A 20159-nucleotide genomic window follows, 5' to 3' on the forward strand; every position below is an offset into this window, starting at 1 on the left:
CTGCAATTTAGCAGTTCCGCTGGCCGACCATCGCGGATCGGCTGCTTCGACCAATTACCGTAACTAGGCCTTGAAAGGGAAAGCGCATCCCATGGGCTGCGCTTTTTGTCGCGGGCTGATCGTAGCTATCACAGCTACGCGTATTTCGCCTTACTTCACTTTCCGCACTTCGGTCGCGGCAGGCAACAGCACGGAACCATCGTTGGCCTGTGGCGCCATGCGCGCAATCGGCTTGCGCGTACGCTTGTCGATCAGCACCGAATGGCGTTCGCCAGGTGCAAACAGGTGCTGCTCACCCCACTGGCGCAGCGCTACCACTACGGGAAACAGGCTCTCGCCCTGCGGCGTCAGCACGTATTCCTGATAGGCCGTGCCATCCGAGGCATCCTGGGTTTCGAGAATGCCCTGCTCTACCAGCTTGCGAAGACGGTCAGACAGGATGTTGCGCGCCATGCCCAGGCTGCGCTGAAAGTCGCTGAAGCGGCGCGTGCCATCGAACGCATCGCGCACGATCAGCAGCGACCAGCGATCCCCGACCACATCGACGGCGCGCGCAACGGGACAGGGTTCGTCGTTGATAGGACGGCGCGGCATGACTTCTCCAGGCAAATAGCGACCATCAGGATTTTCTGATTGCATTTTAAAACTGGATTCCCTAGCCTTCAATGAGTTTTGTTTTGAAACCAGATTGCATGGATCGTGGCGCATGAAGTCATCCCGAACTGCCGATATGCCGCGCGGCCTGGTGCTGCTATTTGCCGCCGCCAGTGGCTTGAGCGTGGCGAATGTGTACTACGCACAACCCCTGCTGGATGCGCTGGCCCGCGACTTCGACATCAGTCATGCCGCCGTGGGAGGCGTGGTGACGGCCACCCAGAGCGGCTGCGCCCTGGCCCTGCTGTTGCTGGTGCCACTGGGGGATCGGGTAGATCGTCGCCGGTTGATGGCGGTACAACTGCTGGGCCTGGTGGTGGCATTGGCGACGGTCGGCATGGCGCAGTCTGCATCTGTCCTGCTGGCGGGCATGCTGGCGGTGGGGCTGCTGGGCACGGCGATGACCCAGGGGCTGATCGCCTATGCGGCCAGTGCTGCCGCGCCCCATGAACAAGGGCGGGTTGTCGGTACGGCGCAGAGTGGCGTGTTCATCGGTCTGCTGCTCGCGCGCGTGTTCGCAGGGGGCGTTAGCGATCTGGCAGGCTGGCGCGGGGTGTACTTCTGCGCCGCCGTGCTGATGCTGGTGATCGCGCTGCCGCTGTGGCGGCGGCTGCCAGCCTTGCCGTTGGCAGCCAATCCCATGCCTTACCCGCGTCTGATCGCCTCCATGCTGACGCTGCTGCGGGAAGAAAAGGTGCTGCAAGTGCGCGGCATGCTGGCGTTGTTGATGTTCGCCGCGTTCAACATCTTCTGGAGCGCGCTGGTGCTTCCGTTAAGTGCGCCGCCGTACAGCTTTTCGCACACTGTCATCGGTGCATTTGGCTTGGTCGGTGTGGTGGGCGCCTTGGCGGCCGCGCGTGCCGGGCAGTGGGCCGACCGTGGCCATGCCCAGCGCACCAGCGCCGCGGCGCTGGCCGTATTGCTGCTGGCTTGGTGGCCGCTGTCGCTGATGGAATGGTCGTTGTGGGCGCTGGTGATCGGCATCGTGCTGCTCGACCTGGGTGGCCAGGCGCTGCATGTCACCAACCAGAGCCTGATCTTCCGCACGCGCCCCGAAGCCCACAGCCGGATGGTCGGCCTCTACATGCTGTTCTATGCGGTCGGCAGCGGGCTGGGTGCCATCGGCACCACCGTCACCTATGCCCATGCGGGCTGGCAAGGTGTGTGCCTGCTGGGCGCGCTGGTCAGTGCGCTTGCGCTGTTGTTCTGGTGGCTGACGCGTCGGGTGACTCCGCAGGCTGCGTCTCAGGCCTGGCAAGCCCTTGGCACTGAGGGCTAGTTGCTAGGGCAGGCATGCAATGCGGCCAGGCCTGCACATTGACATTGGCTGCTCACGCCGGCACACACACCGCGTCTGCCAGCAAGGCGCGCTGCTTGTGCAGATGCTGCTGGAAGCGGCTGGCGTAGTCCTGCGCGACCGCGCCGATGACGCTGGGCCGCGCGGCCAGGGCGGCGCGCCATGCGCCGATGCGCGGCAGCCCGTCAAAGAGGGGTGCACAGACATCGGCGGGCAGCAGGCCGAAGTAGCGCAGTAGCGGGGCGAACACCACATCGACCATGCCAAATGCCGAGCCTGCGAAGTAAGGACCTTCGCCCAGCACGTCTTCGAGCTTTTGCAGCTTGCCGCGGAAGGCGGCGCTGGCGGTGTCGGCGCTTGCCTGGTCGCTGGCATTGAGGAACTGCCAGGCGTCGGCAAAGGTGGGCGCGGCAAACTCGATCCACGCGCGTTGCTGTGCACGTTGCAGCGGGTCGCGCGGGTACAGGCTGGTGCTGCCGCTGGTCTCGTCGAGGTAGTCGCAGATCACCACGCTCTCGAACAGGGTGGCCACGCTGCCATCCGGCTGGCCGATGCGCAGCAGCGGCACCTTGCCGGTGGGCGACAGGGCCAGGAACCAGTCCGGCTTGGCATGCAGGTCGATGTCCACGCGCTCGAAGGCGACAGCGTGTTCCAGCAGCACGATGGCGGCGCGCTGCACGAACGGGCACAGCGGGTGGCTGATCAGGGTGAGGGTGTTGGGCATGGGCAATGCTCGCGTTGCGAAAGGGGGGTGCCAGGGCAGCCGTGGGCCGGCCGTGCCTGCATGGCAGAAAACGCCTGCGCATCGCCATGCAACGGGGCATGGCGATGCGCAGGCAAAGGTGGGTGCCGGCAGGGCGGCGATGCGCGCCGCCTGCCGGCGCCTGGCGGGTGTGCGCCAGGCTCAGCCGTTGAGCAGGCGCCCGCCGTCAACCACGATTTCCGAACCCACCGTCCAGCTGGATTCGTCCGAGGCCAGGTACAGCACGGCCTTGGCCACCTCTTCCGGGGTGCCGAAGCGGCCCATCGGGATGCTGGCGGCGATTTCCTCGTTGAGCTTTGCACGGTAGGCATCGGGCACGCCGAGCTTGTCGTACAGCGGGGTTTCCACCGGGCCGGGGCTGACGGCGTTGACGCGGATGCCGCGGCCCAGCAGCTCGCTGGACAGCGTCTTGGTCATGCTGAGGAAGGCGGCCTTGGTGGCGGCATACACCGACGAGCGGGCCATGCCGGCATGCACGTTGACGGAGGTGTTGAGCACCACCGAGGCGGGGTTGGCCAGCACCGGCAGCAGCGCCTGCAGCAGGAAGTACGGGCCCTTGACGTTGATGGCGAAGGAGGCGTCGAAGGCCTGCTCGGTCCACTCCTCGATCGGCACCCAGACCGAGACGCCGGCGTTGAGGAAGACAACGTCCAGCTGGCCGTAATGGGCCTGCACCGCCTGCGCCAGCTCCTGCTGGGCGGCAACGCTGGCCGAGTCGGCGCGCAGCACCGGCACGTCCGGCCCCAGGATGGCCTGGGCCTTGGCGATGGAGTCGGGGTTGACGCCGGTGACGATGACGCGGGCGCCTTCGGCGAGGAACTGCTTGGCGGTTTCCAGGCCAATGCCGGTGGTGCCGCCGGTGATGAGGGTACGTTTGCCTGCAAGACGTGACATGGTGTGCTCCTGATGGTGCGGTGCCCGGCCGCCGTATGGCGGCCTTCGATGCGGCATCTTCGCCCCATGCGCCTGCTGCTATAAGATCCTGCGGGAACATAACCTTCATGCGCTGTGCGCATGAATCGAGGACGCATGGACCGGTTTCTGCTGATGACCTGCTTTGCCCGCGCGGTGGAGACGGGCAGCTTTTCCGCCGCCGGGCGCGACCTGGGGCTAGGCCAGCCCAATGTCAGCCGGCATGTGGCGGCGCTGGAGCAGCACCTGCAGACCCGGCTGCTCAACCGCTCCACCCGCAAGCTGGTGCTCACCCCGGAGGGCGAGCGCTATTACGCGGAGGTGCGCCGCATCCTGGATGCAGTGGGCGAGTCTGAAATGGCGCTGCGCGACGATGTGCAGCCGTCAGGGCTGCTGCGGGTGGCCTGCCCCACGGCGTTGTCGCACACCTTCGTGCTGCCGCTGGTGCCGGCGTTCTTGCAGCGGTTTCCGGCACTGGAGCTGGACCTGCAGATCAACGACCGCTACGTGAACCTGCTCGACGAAGGCGCGGAGCTGGCCATCCGCATCGGCCACCTGGACAGCAGCGCGCTGCGCGCACGCCGCATCGGCGCGTTCACGCGGGTGACGGTGGCCAGCCGCGCCTACCTGGACAGGCGCGGGGTGCCGGCCGTGCCCGAGGACCTGCGCCACCACGACTGCGTGCTGTACACGCTGCTCAGCACCGGGGCGAGCTGGCGTTTCCGCGATACCGACGTGCCGGTGTCCGGCCGGTTCCGGGTCAACTCGCCCGAGGCCGCGCGCGCGGCGGTCAGCGCCGGGCTCGGCATCGGCCTGGGCCCGGCGTGGCTGTACGAAGAGGGCCTGGCCTCGGGCGAACTGCAGACCGTGCTGGATGCCTTTGCGCCGCCGCCGGCGCCGATGCAGATTGTCTACGCCGCCAACCGGCTGGTGCCCAAGCGCGCGCTCGTGTTCATGGATTTCATTGCCGAGGCGTTTGCGAAGATTCCGCAGCTCAATCGTTAGCGCCACCTGCGCTGCGGTGGTGCCGGCGCTGGTGCGCCGCCGGCGCTTCGCTTTCCTGCACGCATGTGCCGCTGCGGACGCGGGAATGCTCAACTTTGTTCGCCCGGGCGCAGCCTGCGCGCAAGGCTCGCCTAAGCTCGCGGCACCTTCCCCATGCACGGCTGCCACGCCCATGTTGAGCAGACACAGTCTCGCGCTTGCCACCTTCATGGCATTGAGCGGTTGCAAGCAGGCCAGCGAGCAAGCGACCGCGCCCACCGCACCCACGCCTGCGGCGGCAACCACCGCGGCGGCACCGGCGCTGGATATCAACGAACTGGATCCAGGTGCCGACGCCTGCCAGGATCTGAATGCCTTTGCCAACGGCAAGGCGCTGGCCAGGGGCATCCCCGACGACGAGGTGGGCATCGGCACCTCGTATGACGTCTACAACGCCAGCTATCGGGATCAGCACGCCATTGCAGAGGCCTTGCTGAAAACGCAGCCGGCCAGCGGCTCGGTGGAGCAGCTGGTCAGGACGTTCTACGCCTCGGGCATGGACGAGGCGGGCATCGAGCGCCTGGGCGCGGCGCCCATCCAGCCGCGGCTGGCGGCGATCGATGCCTTGAAAGATGCGGGCGATATTGCCGGCTTCATCACCCAGCGCCACGCCGAGGGCGCCAACGTGCTGTTCCAGTTCGTTGCCCAGCCCGACGCGCAGAGCGTGTCGAAGATGGTGGGCTATGCCCTGGTCGAAGGCATGACGCTGCCCGCAAAAAATTATTATGTGGACGCGCAGTACGCTCCCATCCGCAAGGCCTACCTTGCGTACATCCAGCGCACGTTCGTCCTGGCCGGCGTGCCAGCCGAGCAAGCGGCCGTGCAGGCCGGGCAGGTGCTGCAGCTGGAAAGCCGCCTGGCCGCCGCGCTGCTCACGCCGGCCGAGCAGCGCGAGCCGAAGAACATGTACCACTGGCTCACCACCGCGCAGGCCAATGCGCTGACGCCGCACTTCGCCTGGGACCGCTTCATGGCCGCGCAAGGTGTCGAAGGGGAAAGCGGCCTGGCGCTGTCGCAGCTGGCGTTCTTCAAGGCGTTCGATGCGCAGTTGCAGCGCGCGCCGGTGGCGCAATGGAAAGCCTACCTGCGCTTCCGCACCATCGACGATGCGGCACCGGCACTGAGCAAGCCATTCGCGCAGAACCACTTCGCGTTCCACTCCACAACGCTGGAGGGCCGGCAGGTACAGCAGCCGCGCTGGAAACAGGTGATCACCACGTTGAACCAGACGATCGCCGAGGCAATGGGCCAGCTGTATGTCGCCCAGAAATTCCCCCCGGCCTCCAAGCAGCAGGTGCTGGCGCTGGTGGAGAATGTGCGCGCCGCCATGAAGCTGCGCATCGCGCACGCCGACTGGATGAGCGCTGCGACCAAGGCCAAGGCATTGGACAAGCTGGCCAACATGATGCCGAAGATCGGGTATCCGGACACCTGGCGGGCGTGGTCGGGCCTGCAGCTGGACATCGGCACCTACCTGCAGAACATCGAACGGGCGGCGGCGTTCAATCACCGCGCCGAGATGGCCAAGGTCGGCAAGCCGGTGGACCGCAAGAGCTGGGGCGATGTGGCGCCGCAGACCGTGAATGCCTTCTACGCACCACGCGAAAACAGCATCTACTTCCCCGCGGTGATCCTGCAGCCGCCGCTGTTTGCGGCAACGGCCGACGATGGCCTCAACTATGGCGGAATCGGCGGGTTCATCGGCCACGAGATCAGCCACGGCTTCGATGACGAGGGCAGCCAGTTCGATGCCATCGGTGCCAACCGGAACTGGTGGCTGCCGGCGGACCGGGCGGCCTTCGAGGCGCGCACCGGCAAGATCAAGCAGCTGGTGGGCCGCTACGTGCCGCTCAAGAGCAGGCCGGACCTGCACGTCAACGGGCAGCTGGTGCTGGGCGAAAGCATCGCCGACTTCACCGGGGTCACCATCGCCTACGACGCGCTGATGCTGGATCTGCAACAACACCCCGAGCGCAATGTCGCCGTGGACGGCTACACGCCCGAGCAACGCTTCTTCATCAACTGGGCACGGCTGTATCGCAATGCGCGCCGGGAAGAAGTGCAGGTGAAGGCGCTCAACGCCGACCCGCACCCGCCCAGCGTGGTACGCGTCAACGCCGGGCCGTCCAACATGCCGCAGTACGCCAAGGCGTTTTCGTGCAAGGCGGGCGATGCGATGGTGCGCTCCGATCAGGAGCGTGCGCAGGTCTGGTGAGGCGGGCGTTTTGCCGCGTGGTGGGTTGGTGGCCGTGGATGCATGGATGGCATTGCAGCGGCATGTGCGAACAGTCTACAGCGCATGGTGGCATCGCGCCCTCGACGCGGGCCGTGATGCGGTCGTCGTGACGGCACCACTTCGTTTTTGCGCATACGGGCCGCTGATCGCGTTGGGGGAATGCTCAACTTTGTTCGTCTGCGCGCAGACTGCGCGCAAGGCTCGCCTAAGCTCGCTGCACTCCCCCATGTACGGCTGCCACGACCATGTTGAGCAGGAACCTTCTCGCGCTTGCGGCCTTCATGGCATTGAGCGGTTGCAAGCAGGCCAGCGAGCAGGCAATCAACGCCAAACCTGCAGCGCCGGTTCCGATGGCCACTGCCGCTGCACCGGCGTTAGATATCAACGAACTGGATCCCGCTGCCGACCCCTGCCAGGATCTGAATGCCTTTGCCAACGGCAAGGCGCTTGCCAAAGGCATCCCTGACGACGAGGTTGGCATTGGTACCTCGTTTGATTTCTACAACCGCGCCTATCGGGATCAGCACGCCATTGCAGAGGCGTTGCTGCAGTCGCAGCCGACAGCCGGTTCGATCGAGCAGCTGGTCAGGACGTTCTACGCCTCGGGCATGGACGAGGCGGGCATCGAGCGCCTGGGCGCGGCGCCGATCCGGCAACGGCTCGCCGAGATCGATGCGCTGAAGGATGCGCGCGCCATTGCCGGCTTCATTACCCAACGTCATGCCCAAGGCGCCACGGTGCTGTTTCAGTTTGTTGCGCATCCGGATGAAAAGGACGTTTCGACGATGGTGGCCTATGCCAACGTCGAAGGCATGACGCTCCCCTCCAAGGATTACTATGCCGATGCGCAATATGCCGGCATTCGCAAAGCCTACCTGGCGTATATCGCGCGGTCGTTCGTGCTGGCGGGAACACCGGCCGCACAGGCATCGGTGCAGGCAGCGCAGGTGCTGCAACTGGAAAGCCGCCTGGCCGCCGCGCTGCTGACGCCGGCCCAGATGCGCGAGCCCAGCAACACCTACCACTGGCTCACCACGGCACAGGCCAATGCGCTGACGCCGCATTTTGCCTGGGACCGCTTCATGGCCGCGCAAGGTGTCGAAGGGGAAAGCGGCCTGGCGCTGTCGCAGCTGGCGTTCTTCAAGGCATTCGATGCGCAGTTGCAGCGCGCGCCGGTGGCGCAGTGGAAAGCCTACCTGCGCTTCCGCGCCATCGACGATGCGGCACCGGCCCTGAGCAAGCCGTTCGTGGAGAACCATTTCGCGTTTTACGCCAAGACGCTGGAGGGCCGGCAGGTGCAGCCGCCACGCTGGAAGCAGGTGATCGATGCGTTGAACACGACGATCGCCGAGGCGATGGGCCAGCTCTATGTGGCCCGCCACTTCTCTCCTGCCTCCAAGCAGCAGGCGCTGGCGCTGGTGGAAAACGTGCGTGCCGCCATGAAGCTGCGCATCACGCATGCCGACTGGCTGAGCGCTCCGACTAAGGCCAAGGCATTGGACAAGCTGGCCAACATCGTTCCCAAGATCGGGTATCCGGACCGGTGGCAGGATTGGTCGGGCTTGCGGCTGGAAGAGGGCGCCTATCTCGGCAATATCGAACGTGCGACCGCTTTCAGCCACCGCGCCGACATGGCCAGGATCGGCAAGCCGGCCGATCGGATGAGCTGGGACGATGTGGCGCCGCAGACCGTAAATGCCTTCTACGCGCCGCGCCAGAACAGCATCTTCTTTCCTGCGGTGATCCTGCAGCCGCTGTTGTTCAGTGCCACTGCCGACGATGGCCTCAACTATGGCGGGATCGGCAGCATGATCGGTCACGAGATCAGCCATGCCTTCGATGACGAGGGCAGGCAATTCGATGCCATCGGCGCCACACGCAATTGGTGGTTGCCCGCGGATGTTGCCGCGTTCGACACCCGCACCGACAGGATCAAGCAGCAGATGAGCAGCTACGTGCCGCTCAAGAACCGCCCGAACCTGCACGTCAACGGGCAGCTGGTGCTGGGCGAGAGCATCGCCGACTTCACCGGGGTCGGCACCGCCTACGATGCGTTGATGCTGGATCTGCAACAGCACCCCGAGCGCAACGTCGCCGTGGACGGCTACACGCCCGAGCAGCGCTTCTTCATCAACTGGGCGCGGAAGCACCGCAGTGCGCGCCGGGAAGAAGCACAGGTGAAGGCGCTCAACGCCGACCCGCACCCGCCCAGCGTGGTACGCGTCAACGCCGGGCCGTCCAACATGCCGCAGTACGCCAAGGCGTTCTCGTGCAAGGCCGGCGATGCGATGGTGCGCTCCGAGCAGGAGCGTGCACAGGTCTGGTGAGGCGGGCGTTGGGCGGTGTGGCGGCCGCGCAGGCCGCCGTGCTGCGTTGACGGCCTGCCGGGCCGTGCCCGGTGAGGCGCCGGGCTGCTGCAGCTGCGCCGGCGGTGCCGTGCATTCGGGCCGCGCATTGCACGCTTAGTCGAGCGGTCTGGGCGCCGGGCGCTGGTAGTTGGAAAACGTCTTGTAGAGCGCTGCGGCGCGCTCGTCGGCAACGGCGTTTTCGACGCCGCTGAGTCCTTTCGCCGCGATGGCGCGCGCGGCTTTGCCATCACCCAGCAGGTACGCCAGGCGCAGGTAGGCCAGGCTGTCGACCAGGTTCTTGTGCTGCGTGTCGCTGGCGTACACCTCCGACAGGCCGTAGTAGGCATACAGGTTGCCGGCCAGTGCGGCCCGCCGCAGCATGCCGACGCCGATGGAGAAGCGGCCGGCAACTGCGGTCTTGATGCCATAGACCACCGTGGCGGCCTGGTTGCCTGCTTGCGACTCCGCCTTGAGCTGGTCCAGCTGCAAGGCATCCAGGCGTGCGCGCTCACTCTCGGAGGGGTAGCCGTGGGTGAGCAGCCACTGTGCTTCTGCCTCGGAGTCGGCCACCAATGGCCCACCGGCCTTGCACGCGCCCGGACCCTGCGGGCACAGGTAGCGCCGTGCCTGCTGGCTCACGCCCTGGGTGAGCGCAGTTGTTCGATCCGGCGACGGCGCTGCTGCGCCGGGGCCTGCCGTGGCTGCGGCCGCTGCAGGCGTTGCCGCTGACGGTTGGTCGGTAGGCGCTGGCCGGCCTGTGTCTGTGCAGGCGGCGAGCGCACTGCACAGGGCGGCCAGGGCCAGGACGTGGGTCGTGCGCATGGGTCACTCCATTCCGTTGAAGACGGCGGCATGGTGCGCGATGTCGGCGCGCCATGCGACTGCGGCCTGTGCCTGTGCCTGTGCCTGTGCCTGTGGGCATGGGAAGCAGACACCGCCCCGAGGGGGGCGGGCAGCGAGCTTCCTGCCGTTGGCCCCCTCGCTCAGGCACCTGCCCCGTTGATCGCCCACTGCGCCGCAAAGGCGCGTTGGTAGGCCGGGCGGCGTTCGGCGCGGGCGACATAGGCCAGCAGTTCGGGGAAGGCGTCCAGCAGGCCGAAGTGCCCGATGCGCAGCAGCACCGACGCCATCAGCAGGTCGCCGACGCTGAAGTCGCCATCGAGCCAGGCGTTGCTGCCCAGGTGCGCGGTGAGGTGCTGCAGGCGCCGGCGGATGCGCTTTTGCAGCAGCGGCATGCGCTCTGCGGTCCAGGGTTTGTCCGCTTCCAGCAGCGTGGCGGTGGCCAGCTCCAGGCTGGGCGGCTCCACCGTGTTGAGCGCGGCAAACATCCAGGCGATGGCACGGGCCCGGGCGTTGGGGTCGGACGGCAGCAGGCCGGGATAACGCTCGGCGATGTGCAGGACGATGGCGCCGGTTTCGAACAGCACCAGCTCGCCCTGTTCGAAGGTGGGGATCTGGCCGAACGGGTGCAGGGCCAGATGCGCGGGTTGCTTCAGCGCGGCGAAGGGCACCCGCCGCACCTGGTAGGGCTGGCCCACCTCTTCCAGCGCCCAGCGCACGCGCAGATCGCGCACCAAGCCCTTGCCGCCGTCGGGCGAGCGTTCGAAGGCGGTAATGGTGATGGTCATGCAGAGGGCTCCGTTGAGGTGAGCGGGCTACGGTGCCGGTTGCCGCCGGTGCGTGCAAAGGGCGGACCGGGCCACGCCGCGGCCGGCCCGGTGGCCGAAGGGTGCCACGCCCGGGCCCGGCGGCGCAGCGGACCGGGCCATGCCCGGCGCCGGCAGCCCCTTGCGGCGCCGGCTTGCTGGCTGGAGGCGGCCGGCCGGGGCGCGAAAGCGACCTGATTCAGGCCGGCAGGCGGTTTGAGACAAATTGCTCCCCTGGTCTCGCCTTTTCCGTATATCGTGCGCTACGTCACAATAAAATGTGACTGGTGTCGCACTTTATTAGCGGATCAAGGATTTCCACATGACCGACAACATGCTGGCGCTCACCACGCCGTTGGTGGGCGGGCGCGGTGCGCCAGCGCAAGGATGGTTGGCCATGCCGCCGCCGTTGATGGCCTCGTTCGACGAGCGCTCCGCGGCCCCGGCACCGCAGCTGCCCGCACCGGCCTCGGACATGCCGGGCCTCAGGCGCCTGCTGCGCAAAGGCGCGCGCGGCCTGCTGCGTACCCTGCCCTGGCGGCACCAGGACCGGCTGTATTACCTGCACACGTTCGGGCGGCTGCCGGACCTGTATGCGCCCAAGTGCTTCAACGAGAAGATCCTCTACCGCAAGTGCGTGCACGGCGATTACCCGCTGTACCAGCGGCTGGCGGACAAGTTTGCGGTGCGCCCGTATGTGGCGGCCAGGATCGGCGAGGCGCACCTGATCCCGCTGCTGCTGGACAGCACCGACCCGCAGGAACTGTTGCGCCTGCCGCAGTGGCGGCAGACCGTGATCAAGGCCAACCACGGCGCGGCGATGGTGGAGGTGGTGCGCGAGGAGCCGGACGCGGTGCAGAAACGGCGCATCATCGAGCGCTGCGGCCAGTGGCTGCGCACCGACTTCTCCGACATGGTGCGCGAGATCCATTACCGCGATATTCCGCCGCGGATCCTGGTGGAGGAGTACATCGGCGATGCGCAGCAGGTGCCGGTGGACTACAAGTTCCACATGTTCCGCCAGGCCGACGGCAGTTTTCAGTACGTGCTGCAGGTGATCTACGGGCGCTTCGACACGCCCAAGCTGGCGATGACCTTCTTCGTGAACAACCTGCACACGGCCTTCCACCGCATCCGCGACGACGGGCGCACGCCGCCCAGCCCGCCGGCGCTGCTGGAACAGGCGCTGGAACTGAGCAAGCGGCTGGCGGGCGATGTCGATTACGTGCGGGTGGACTGGTACATCCAGCGCGGGCAGATCTACTTCGGCGAGCTGACCTTCACCCCGGGTGCGGGGCTGGTCACCGGCCTGGACCGCGGGCTGGACCGGATGATGGGCGACATGTGGGTGCAACGGCGGGCGCCGCTGGACCCGTCCTTTGCGACGGACGGCATCCGCATGCGGGTGCCGACGCGGTGAGGTGAGTACGGCCGCGGCACGCCACGCGGCTGCGGGCAAGGGAAACGTGTACCACGCCGTCGCCCCGCGGCCGGCCACAGCGCGCCTGGCGCGCCAGCCGGCAGCGGCGGATACTCCACGGCCGCCGATGCGCCCGCATCCGGCGCACCGCCCACCGCGGTGCCGCACTTGCCCCCTTGCATGGACGCCCCCTTGCCGAACCTTCGCCTACACCGCTGCCTCCCACTCGGCCTGCTCTGCGCGTTGTGCGCCTGTACCGGCGCCGGCACCCCCGGCGCGCCGCGCCCGGAAGCCGAGCACTTCACCCTTGCCAACCTGCAGCAGCTTGGCTGCACGGTCACCGCCACGCCCAAGCGCACCAGGCACAAGATCCCGCTGATGGGCGAGGTCGATGGCTATGGCGTGACCAGCACCAGCGCCTGCGCGACGCACCTGATCAGCCTGCTGCAGCCGATGACCTACGAGGACGCGGTGTGGGAAGGCGCACGTACCGCCGCCGGCAACTTTGCCAAGGAGCACGGCTTCGATCGCGAAAGTTACGAAGGCCGGCTCGGCGAGTACAGCGAGATCGAGGTGTTCAGCCACGGCGGCACGCCGGTGGGCTTCGAGTACAACGTACAGGCCCGGGGCACGCTGCATTCGGTGATCGTGCTCTCCGACAGCATCGCGCCGGACGCGGCCTTCGAGGCGGTGTTGAAGACCAAGTTGTAGGGGGGGGGCGCTGTCAGCGCGAAAGACGATTTCTCCGGAGTAACCGCTCCGAGCGCATCACGTGAACCACGACGACGCGCTGCCCATCCACACGGTAGAACACGCGGCACGGTGGTTCGACGATTTGACGGTAGCGGGAGCGCTTGAGCTCCTGCGGGCGGCTCCCGCTCTCCGGGTGCTCGGCCAATTGCTCGACATGCGCAACCACCCGTCTCACCAGTGCCGCTGCGGCGGCTGCGTCCTCAAGTGCAATGTAGTCGGCAATCGCGTCCAGGTCGGCCACCGCCGGCTCCGACCAGACTATTTCAGCCATCGCGCCAGGCGTTGTTTGGCCTGCTCGTGGCTCAGGCTGCGGCCTTCCGCTACCGCCATTTCACCACGGGCGATACCTTCGAGGATCGCCATCCGCTGCTGCAGGCGCTCATAGCTGGTGACATCGACCAGATATGCGCTGGGCAGACCATGCTGGGTGATCAGGATCGGCTCCTTGTCGCGCTCGACATCAGCGAGGAGTTCGGTGGCCTGACGCTTGAGCGTGGTGACAAGTTCTGTGCGCATGGAGTGACACTAAAGTATCACTCAGGGTGAGGCAAGTCGGCTGCGCCGGGCGAGGCGGCCGACCTGGCTACACCCCACCCAACGGCCGCAGGCACAACCAGATGGCGCACCAGTGCGACAGCGCGCCGCCCAGCACGTGGGCGTGCCAGATGGCGCGGTTGTAGACCAGCGACTTGCGCACGTAGAAGGTGACGCCCACGGTGTAGAACGCGCCGCCGGCGGCGATCAGCCAGAGCACGGTGCTGTCCAGGCCGGCGACGAACGGCTTGATCACCACGATGCCGGCCCAGCCCAGCAGCAGGTAGATCGCCACCCAGAAGCCCTTGGCGATGCCGGGCAGGAACAGCTTGGCAAACACGCCGAACAAGGCCACGCCCCACACGCCCAGGATCATCGCCCAGCGCCAGGTGCCGTCCAGGGCGACCAGCAGGAACGGCGTGTAGGAGCCGGCGATCATCACGAAGATGCCGGCGTGGTCGAACTTGCGCAGCATCGGCTGGCGCTGCGGCGGGGCGAAGTTGTAGGCCGCCGAGCAGCCGAACATCACCAGCAGCCCCAGCGCGTACACGCAGGTGGCCAGCAGCATGGTCTGGTTGGCGTGGGCGCGCCAGACCATCCAGGCACCGCCGACGATGGCCAGGAACAGGCCGGCCGCATGCACGATCACGTCGGCACGGCGGGCGGAGCGGGTCTTGTAGTGCGGGGCGGTGATGCTGGGGGAAACGGGCACGGCGGTTCTTCGAGATGGGGGAGCCCACGCCGTGCAGGCAACGGTGACGCGGCGGGGGCAACAGAATACCCGGCTTGCTGAATCCGCTCAGTGACACAGGCTCGCCGGTTTGGCCCCGGTCTCATACCCTGAGACACCTCCCCTGTCTCATGCCCCTCTTTGGGAGCCGCCGTATGCCTCCGTTTGCCCTCGCTCCCCGCACCGAAACCGCCGAACGCGCGCTGGCCACCACCGATGGCCGGCCCAGCCGCGATGGTGCCTTGCTCACGCAGCGCCTGGAACGGCGTTACCACGACCGCATCACCGGCAGCTTCACCCTGCCCGGCCGAGAGGGCCGCTATGCGCCGATCCCGGACGATGTGCCGGCCGCGCTGGCCGACGCCTTGCGCGCGCGCGGCATCGACCGGCTCTACAGCCACCAGGCCGACGCCTGGGCGGCCACCCAGCGCGGCGAGCATGTGGCGATCGTGACGCCCACCGCCTCGGGCAAGTCGCTGTGCTACACGTTGCCGGTGGTGAGCGCGGCGATGACCTCCGGCGCCAAGGCGCTGTACCTGTTCCCGACCAAGGCGCTGGCGCAGGACCAGGTGGCCGAGTTGCTGGAATTGAACCGCGCCGGCGCGCTGGGGGTGAAGGCCTTCACCTTCGACGGCGACACGCCCGGCGATGCGCGCCAGGCGATCCGCCTGCATGGCGACATCGTGGTGAGCAACCCGGACATGCTGCACCAGGCGATCCTGCCGCATCACACCAAGTGGGCACAGTTCTTCGAGAACCTGCGCTATGTGGTGATCGACGAGATCCACACCTACCGCGGGGTCTTCGGCAGCCACGTCACCAACGTGCTGCGCCGGCTCAAGCGCATCTGCGCGTTCTATGGTGCCAACCCGCAGTTCATCCTGTGCTCGGCCACCATCGGCAACCCGCATGCGCACGCGCAGGCCCTGATCGAAGAACAGGTGCACGCGATCACCGAGTCCGGCGCGCCCACCGGCGACAAGCACGTGCTGCTGTGGAACCCGCCGGTGGTCAATGCCGACCTGGGGCTGCGCGCGTCGGCACGCTCGCAGAGCAACCGCATCGCGCGCATCGCGATCAAGAGCGGGCTGAAGACGCTGGTGTTCGCACAGACGCGGCTGATGGTGGAAGTGCTGACCAAGTACCTGAAGGACATCTTCGACCACGACCCGCGCAAGCCGCCACGCATCCGTGCCTACCGCGGCGGCTACCTGCCCACCGAACGGCGCGAGGTGGAGCGCGCGATGCGCGCCGGCAATATCGACGGCATCGTCTCCACCTCGGCACTGGAGCTGGGCGTGGATATCGGCGCGCTGGATGTAGTGATCCTCAACGGCTACCCCGGCAGCGTGGCGGCGACCTGGCAGCGCTTCGGCCGCGCCGGGCGGCGCCAGCAACCGGCGCTGGGCGTGCTGGTGGCCAGCTCGCAGCCGCTGGACCAGTACGTGGTGCGGCACCCGGATTTCTTTGCCGATGCCTCGCCCGAACATGCGCGCATTGCGCCGGACCAGCCACTGATCCTGTTCGACCACATCCGCTGCGCGGCGTTCGAGCTGCCGTTCATTGCCAGCGAACCGTTCGGGCCGATCGACCCGCTGGTGTTTTTGGAAGCGCTGGCCGAAAGCGAGGTGATCCACCAGGAAGGCGACCGCTGGGAATGGATCGCCGACAGCTACCCGGCCAATGCGGTGAGCCTGCGCTCGGTGGCCGACGGCAACTTCGTGGTGGTGGACAAGAGCGACGGCAAGCAGCAGATCATTGCCGAGGTGGATTACTCGGCCGCTGCGCTGACCTTGTACGAAGGCGCCATCCACATGGTGCAGAGCACGCCGTACCAGGTGGAGCGGCTGGACTGGGAAGGCCGCAAGGCCTATGTCACGCGCACCCACGTGGACTACTACACCGACAGCATCGACTACACCAAGCTCAAGGTGCTGGACCGCTTCGACGGCGGCGTGGCCGGGCGCGGCGATTCGCATCATGGCGAGGTGCATGTGGTGCGGCGCGTGTCCGGCTACAAGAAGATCCGCTACTACACGCACGAGAACATCGGCTACGGGCCGGTCAATCTGCCCGACCAGGAACTGCACACCACCGCGGTGTGGTGGCAGCTGCCGCAGGCCACCCTGGGCAAGGCGTTTGCGTCCAAGCAGGACGCGCTGGATGGTTTCCTGGGTGCGGCCTACGCGCTGCACGTGGTGGCCACGGTGGCGGTGATGGCCGATGCGCGCGACCTGCAGAAGGCCGTGGGCAATGGCGACGGTGCGTGGTTCGCGGTGGCCGACCAGACCGGGCGCGGGCAATTGCGCGGCGTGGACGAGGGTGAAGAAGGCGCGGTGGAATTGCAGCAGGCGTTTGTGCCCACCGTGTATCTGTACGACAACTTTCCTGGCGGAGTGGGCCTGAGCGAGCCGCTGTGGCTGCGCCAGGCCGAGCTGCTGCAGCGCGCCGACGAGCTGGTGCGGCGTTGCGACTGCAGTGCCGGCTGCCCGGCCTGCGTGGGCCCGGTGCTGGCCGCGCACGAAGAAGGCAAGGGCGAGTCGCCCAAGTCGCTGGCATTGACCGTGCTGGCGCTGTTGTTCGATGCCGATGCGCCGTTGCGGCATGCCACCCAGGTGGACGAGGACCTGGCGCTGGACGTGCTTGCATGAGTGTGAGTGCGGACCGGCTGCGGCTGTTGCGGCGCCAGGCCGGGCATGCCGATGTGCGTGCGCCGGTGGCGGATGCAGACGGCGATGCAGCGCATGGCGCGCAGGCAGCGCCTGTGGTTGATGCGGATGCCGGAATTCTTGGTGGAGTGCCCCAACTGCATTCCAATGCAGGCGCGCCTATTGCGCCGCATGCAGCTATGGCACGCGCAGTCGTGGATCCTGCTCCTACTAGCGACATTGCCGCACGTGAGGTGCGTCGTGGTGCGCCATCGCCCTGCGATGCGCCGGCGATCGCGCAGACCGGCGTGGACGATGAAACCTCAGCGTTCGCGACCGAATGCATGATGCTTTCGCCTGCACAACAGATGCACTCCGCAGTGGTCGGACGAACATCTGGTGAAGCAGTTGTTGTGGGCGATGCGCGCACGCGTGCCGCAAGTGAAATGTCTGCAACGGCACCGACGCGTGCGCCGGCAGCACCGGTGCCTGGCAGCGACCCTGGCGTGAGCGCAGAACGTTTGCGCCTGCTGCGCCGTCAGGTCGGCGGGCTGACGCCTGTACCGCGCAGGGACGATGCGGTGATGCCCACGCGTGCCCAACGTCAGCCTGCACCGGGTGCGGCTGCGTCTGCGTCACGCGCCCTGCCGCGCGATGCGATTACGCCAAGCGCGCAGCCCGGCAGCGCAGAGGCTGTCCGTGCGCCCCGTCACCAGCCCGCCGCAGCGGCGATGACGCGCCGCGCCCTGCAGGCGCCGGTTGCGGCGCCGCCTGCGCGCGATACCTCGGCGTTTGCCTGGGTGGAGCACGAGGTGCGCCACAAGCCGGCAGGCGCGGCGGCCGATGCGGCAGCGCGCGTGCCGGCTGTGTGCGCGACACCGGCTGCGCCTACCGCCATGCCGGCACCGCAGCGACGTACCGATATCGCCGGGCTGCGCCGGATGATCGGCCTGCGCGAGCGCGCGGTCTCGACGCACGTACCGCTGCGTGCGGCCTCCACCGACCGGCAGCTGCCCGGCAACGAGATCGCGCCCGGCCTGCACCTGATCGAAGCCTTCCTGCCGCAGGCGATTCCGCACCAGGCGCTGTCGCTGGCCTTCGCCAAGCGCGAGGACGCGGTGGACCCGATGGACCTGCTGTTCTTCGACACCGAGACCACCGGCCTGGCCGGCGGCACCGGCACGCGCGCCTTCATGATCGGCGTGGCCGATTGGCACATCGACGCTGCGCAGGGCAGCGGGCTGCGCGTGCGCCAGCTGATGATGTCCACGATGGCGGCCGAAAGCGCGATGCTGGACCTGTTCCGCAGTTGGCTGTCGCCGCAGACGGTGCTGTCCAGCTACAACGGGCGCTGCTACGACGCGCCGTTGTTGAAGACGCGCTACCGGCTGGCGCGCCGCGGCGACCCGATCTCCGCGCTGGACCATGTGGACCTGCTGTTCCCCACGCGCCGGCGTTACCGCGGCACCTGGGAGAACTGCAAGCTGGCCACCATCGAACGGCAACTGCTGCGCGTGGTACGCGAGGACGACCTGCCCGGCTCCGAAGCCCCGGCGGCATGGCTGAGCTACCTGCGCGGCGGCAGCGCGCGCAACCTGCGCCGCGTGGCCGAGCACAACCACCAGGACGTGGTGACCTTGTCGCTGTTGCTGCAGCGCCTGGTGGCGGTGGAGGCACAGGACCGCGAGGTGATTCCGTTGATGGATGCGCCTTGAGGTCGATGCGCGATCGGTCGCGCAATCGGCGCAGCATCGGCCCGTGATTGCGATGCTGGATGCACCCTGGAGCGCTCCCGACCGCCTTGCAGTGCGCACCTGAGAGCGACGCCCAGCCGAACGCGCGGTGTGCCCGGAGCCGGTACCGCTGCGGCAATGCCATCGGAAAAGACGGCCGCGTTGGCGACGGGAAACGTGCTGCGCCGCGCTGCGGCTTGCCGTGATCAGCCCTCGATCTGCGTGGCCAGCCCCTGTGCGATCGCCTCGCGCATGAGGCGCCGGGCTTCCTTGGACTGTGCGGTGGAGTTAACGACTGCTATTGCTATCGGCTTCAGGCATCGTTTCCTGCACTTCGTCGTCCCCCAGCCCACTTCGTCGGATCGCGTGCCCTATCGTGAGCCTGCTCAGCTATCGTGTGGCGGGATTTGCAAACGCGTTGCAGATAGGCCTCAGATCAAGACCTACAGGGAAGTGCGGATACATGAAACGCTGGCTGTTTGTCGCTTTGCTCACCCTTTCGTTCGCGGCGAAGGGGGTTGTCATCCGCGCCGATGGTGACGACTCAGAATATCGCATCGATCAATCAGCGTTTCCGGCGCTGGCGGACATGCCAGGCGAAGGGCATGGCGTGCTCATCGCGCCGAAGTGGGTCGTCACCGCCGCACACGCGGCTCCCATGGAAGGCATGGATGCGGAGGTAGCCATCAACGGGAACGCCTACAAAGTTGCTCGGGTATTCGTCCATCCTGGCTACAAACACATGCCCGACGCATTGGGCCAAGACGCGTTGAAGTCGGGCGATCCGTCCAGGATTCACGCCTTTCTGGCAGGTTCGGATGACATCGCGTTGATCGCGTTGGATGCGCCTGTTGAGCAGGTTGCACCGGTCGCTCTCTATCGAGACAGCGATGAGGTCACGGAAGTCGCCATGTTTGTAGGAAAGGGGGCAACCGGCGATGGCATTGAAGGGCAGATTCCCAACTCTCCACATCGTGGCGCGCTGAGGCGGGCGTACAACGCCATTACTGGCGCCAGCGACCGCTATCTCTGGTATCGATTCGATCCCCCCACACAAGGCCTGCCACTCGAAGGTGTGTTGGGAAGCGGTGACAGCGGCGGCCCCGTCGTTGTGCAAGGTCAGGGCACTTGGCGGCTCATCGGGCTGGGATCGTGGATCACGGCAGTTCCGGAACACGCGCTAGAGGCTGGCTTTTATGGGCAAATGGTCTACAACGTGCGCATCTCGCGATATGTCAGCTGGATCGATGGCGTGATGTGCGCGGCAGATGGAGCCTCCTGTGCGGGCAATTAGCCAACGCGGCTGCCTCTAGCGCGTGCCAGGAAGAAACCATCGCGATGAAGTGACCTGCCTTCACATGCGCCACCGGGCCAGCGCGCATGATCACAACCTCTAGCGGCGCACCTGCTGCACAGGTCATGTCTCGATGCCGCTACAGCG

The 20159-nt window shown here is 67.0% G+C and carries 17 protein-coding genes; 9 read left to right on the forward strand and 8 right to left on the reverse strand.

Annotated elements, in window-relative coordinates:
- Positions 1-150: 150 nt before the first annotated feature.
- Positions 151-594 (reverse strand): helix-turn-helix domain-containing protein, encoded by a 444-nt coding sequence (locus EO174_RS08195; RefSeq protein ID WP_102580091.1) that lies wholly within the window; start codon positions 592-594, stop codon positions 151-153.
- 112 nt (positions 595-706) lie between these two features.
- Between EO174_RS08195 and EO174_RS08200 the strand changes: the two genes are divergently transcribed.
- Complete coding sequence (locus EO174_RS08200) at positions 707-1933, forward strand: MFS transporter (protein WP_126943680.1); 1227 nt, start codon at positions 707-709, stop codon at positions 1931-1933.
- A gap of 52 nt (positions 1934-1985) precedes the next feature.
- Here EO174_RS08200 and EO174_RS08205 read toward each other — a convergent pair whose 3' ends face one another.
- On the reverse strand, positions 1986-2675 hold the full coding sequence (locus EO174_RS08205) for a glutathione S-transferase family protein (RefSeq protein WP_126943683.1): 690 nt from the start codon (positions 2673-2675) through the stop codon (positions 1986-1988).
- Between the two features lie 180 nt (positions 2676-2855).
- On the reverse strand, positions 2856-3608 hold the full coding sequence (locus tag EO174_RS08210; RefSeq protein ID WP_039518017.1) for an SDR family oxidoreductase: 753 nt from the start codon (positions 3606-3608) through the stop codon (positions 2856-2858).
- A gap of 135 nt (positions 3609-3743) precedes the next feature.
- Here EO174_RS08210 and EO174_RS08215 point away from each other — a divergent pair, with 135 nt between their 5' ends.
- The 3 genes from EO174_RS08215 (at position 3744) to EO174_RS08225 (ending at position 9233) form a co-directional block, all read left to right on the forward strand.
- The gene (locus EO174_RS08215; RefSeq protein WP_126942000.1) at positions 3744-4631 is read left to right on the forward strand and encodes a LysR family transcriptional regulator; all 888 of its coding nucleotides are present in this window, start codon (positions 3744-3746) and stop codon (positions 4629-4631) included.
- A 172-nt stretch (positions 4632-4803) separates the two neighbouring features.
- Complete coding sequence (locus EO174_RS08220) at positions 4804-6885, forward strand: M13 family metallopeptidase (protein ID WP_126943686.1); 2082 nt, start codon at positions 4804-4806, stop codon at positions 6883-6885.
- Between the two features lie 266 nt (positions 6886-7151).
- On the forward strand, positions 7152-9233 hold the full coding sequence (locus EO174_RS08225; protein ID WP_126943689.1) for a M13 family metallopeptidase: 2082 nt from the start codon (positions 7152-7154) through the stop codon (positions 9231-9233).
- Positions 9234-9368: 135 nt separating this feature from the next.
- Here the strand turns inward: EO174_RS08225 and EO174_RS08230 are convergent, their stop codons facing one another.
- Together EO174_RS08230 and EO174_RS08235 are read right to left on the reverse strand one after the other, a co-directional pair.
- Positions 9369-10076: a hypothetical protein gene (locus tag EO174_RS08230; protein ID WP_126943692.1), complete on the reverse strand. Its 708-nt coding sequence runs from the start codon at positions 10074-10076 to the stop codon at positions 9369-9371.
- A 161-nt stretch (positions 10077-10237) separates the two neighbouring features.
- Positions 10238-10882: a glutathione S-transferase family protein gene (locus EO174_RS08235; protein ID WP_126943696.1), complete on the reverse strand. Its 645-nt coding sequence runs from the start codon at positions 10880-10882 to the stop codon at positions 10238-10240.
- Between the two features lie 340 nt (positions 10883-11222).
- On the opposite strand from EO174_RS08235, the gene EO174_RS08240 reads away from it, so the two are divergent.
- Both EO174_RS08240 and EO174_RS08245 read left to right on the forward strand, forming a co-directional pair.
- Positions 11223-12320, forward strand: coding sequence for an ATP-grasp fold amidoligase family protein (locus EO174_RS08240; protein ID WP_241239986.1), 1098 nt, complete (start codon positions 11223-11225; stop codon positions 12318-12320).
- 192 nt (positions 12321-12512) lie between these two features.
- Positions 12513-13031 carry a hypothetical protein gene (locus EO174_RS08245; RefSeq protein ID WP_235858366.1) on the forward strand — a complete coding sequence of 173 codons (519 nt, stop codon included), beginning with the start codon at positions 12513-12515 and terminating at the stop codon, positions 13029-13031.
- Positions 13032-13044: 13 nt separating this feature from the next.
- Here EO174_RS08245 and EO174_RS08250 read toward each other — a convergent pair whose 3' ends face one another.
- From EO174_RS08250 to EO174_RS08260, 3 genes are all read right to left on the reverse strand, one after another.
- The gene (locus tag EO174_RS08250) at positions 13045-13344 is read right to left on the reverse strand and encodes a type II toxin-antitoxin system RelE/ParE family toxin (protein ID WP_104585946.1); all 300 of its coding nucleotides are present in this window, start codon (positions 13342-13344) and stop codon (positions 13045-13047) included.
- Complete coding sequence (locus EO174_RS08255; RefSeq protein WP_104585948.1) at positions 13332-13589, reverse strand: type II toxin-antitoxin system Phd/YefM family antitoxin; 258 nt, start codon at positions 13587-13589, stop codon at positions 13332-13334. Before EO174_RS08255 ends, EO174_RS08250 begins: the two co-directional genes overlap by 13 nt.
- A 67-nt stretch (positions 13590-13656) precedes the next feature.
- Positions 13657-14319, reverse strand: a complete 663-nt coding sequence (locus tag EO174_RS08260) for a hemolysin III family protein (RefSeq protein WP_104585950.1) — start codon at positions 14317-14319, stop codon at positions 13657-13659.
- A gap of 173 nt (positions 14320-14492) precedes the next feature.
- Here EO174_RS08260 and EO174_RS08265 point away from each other — a divergent pair, with 173 nt between their 5' ends.
- From EO174_RS08265 to EO174_RS08275, 3 genes are all read left to right on the forward strand, one after another.
- Entirely contained in the window at positions 14493-16988 is a 2496-nt protein-coding gene (locus EO174_RS08265) for a DEAD/DEAH box helicase (RefSeq protein WP_164740137.1), read from the forward strand.
- Positions 16985-18700: a ribonuclease H-like domain-containing protein gene (locus EO174_RS08270; RefSeq protein WP_206515053.1), complete on the forward strand. Its 1716-nt coding sequence runs from the start codon at positions 16985-16987 to the stop codon at positions 18698-18700. Before EO174_RS08265 ends, EO174_RS08270 begins: the two co-directional genes overlap by 4 nt.
- A 481-nt stretch (positions 18701-19181) precedes the next feature.
- Positions 19182-20012 carry a trypsin-like serine protease gene (locus tag EO174_RS08275; RefSeq protein ID WP_126943699.1) on the forward strand — a complete coding sequence of 277 codons (831 nt, stop codon included), beginning with the start codon at positions 19182-19184 and terminating at the stop codon, positions 20010-20012.
- Positions 20013-20159: the final 147 nt, after the last annotated feature.

This window comes from Xanthomonas sp. BRIP62418, from assembly GCF_003993495.1.
GTDB lineage: Bacteria > Pseudomonadota > Gammaproteobacteria > Xanthomonadales > Xanthomonadaceae > Xanthomonas > Xanthomonas euroxanthea.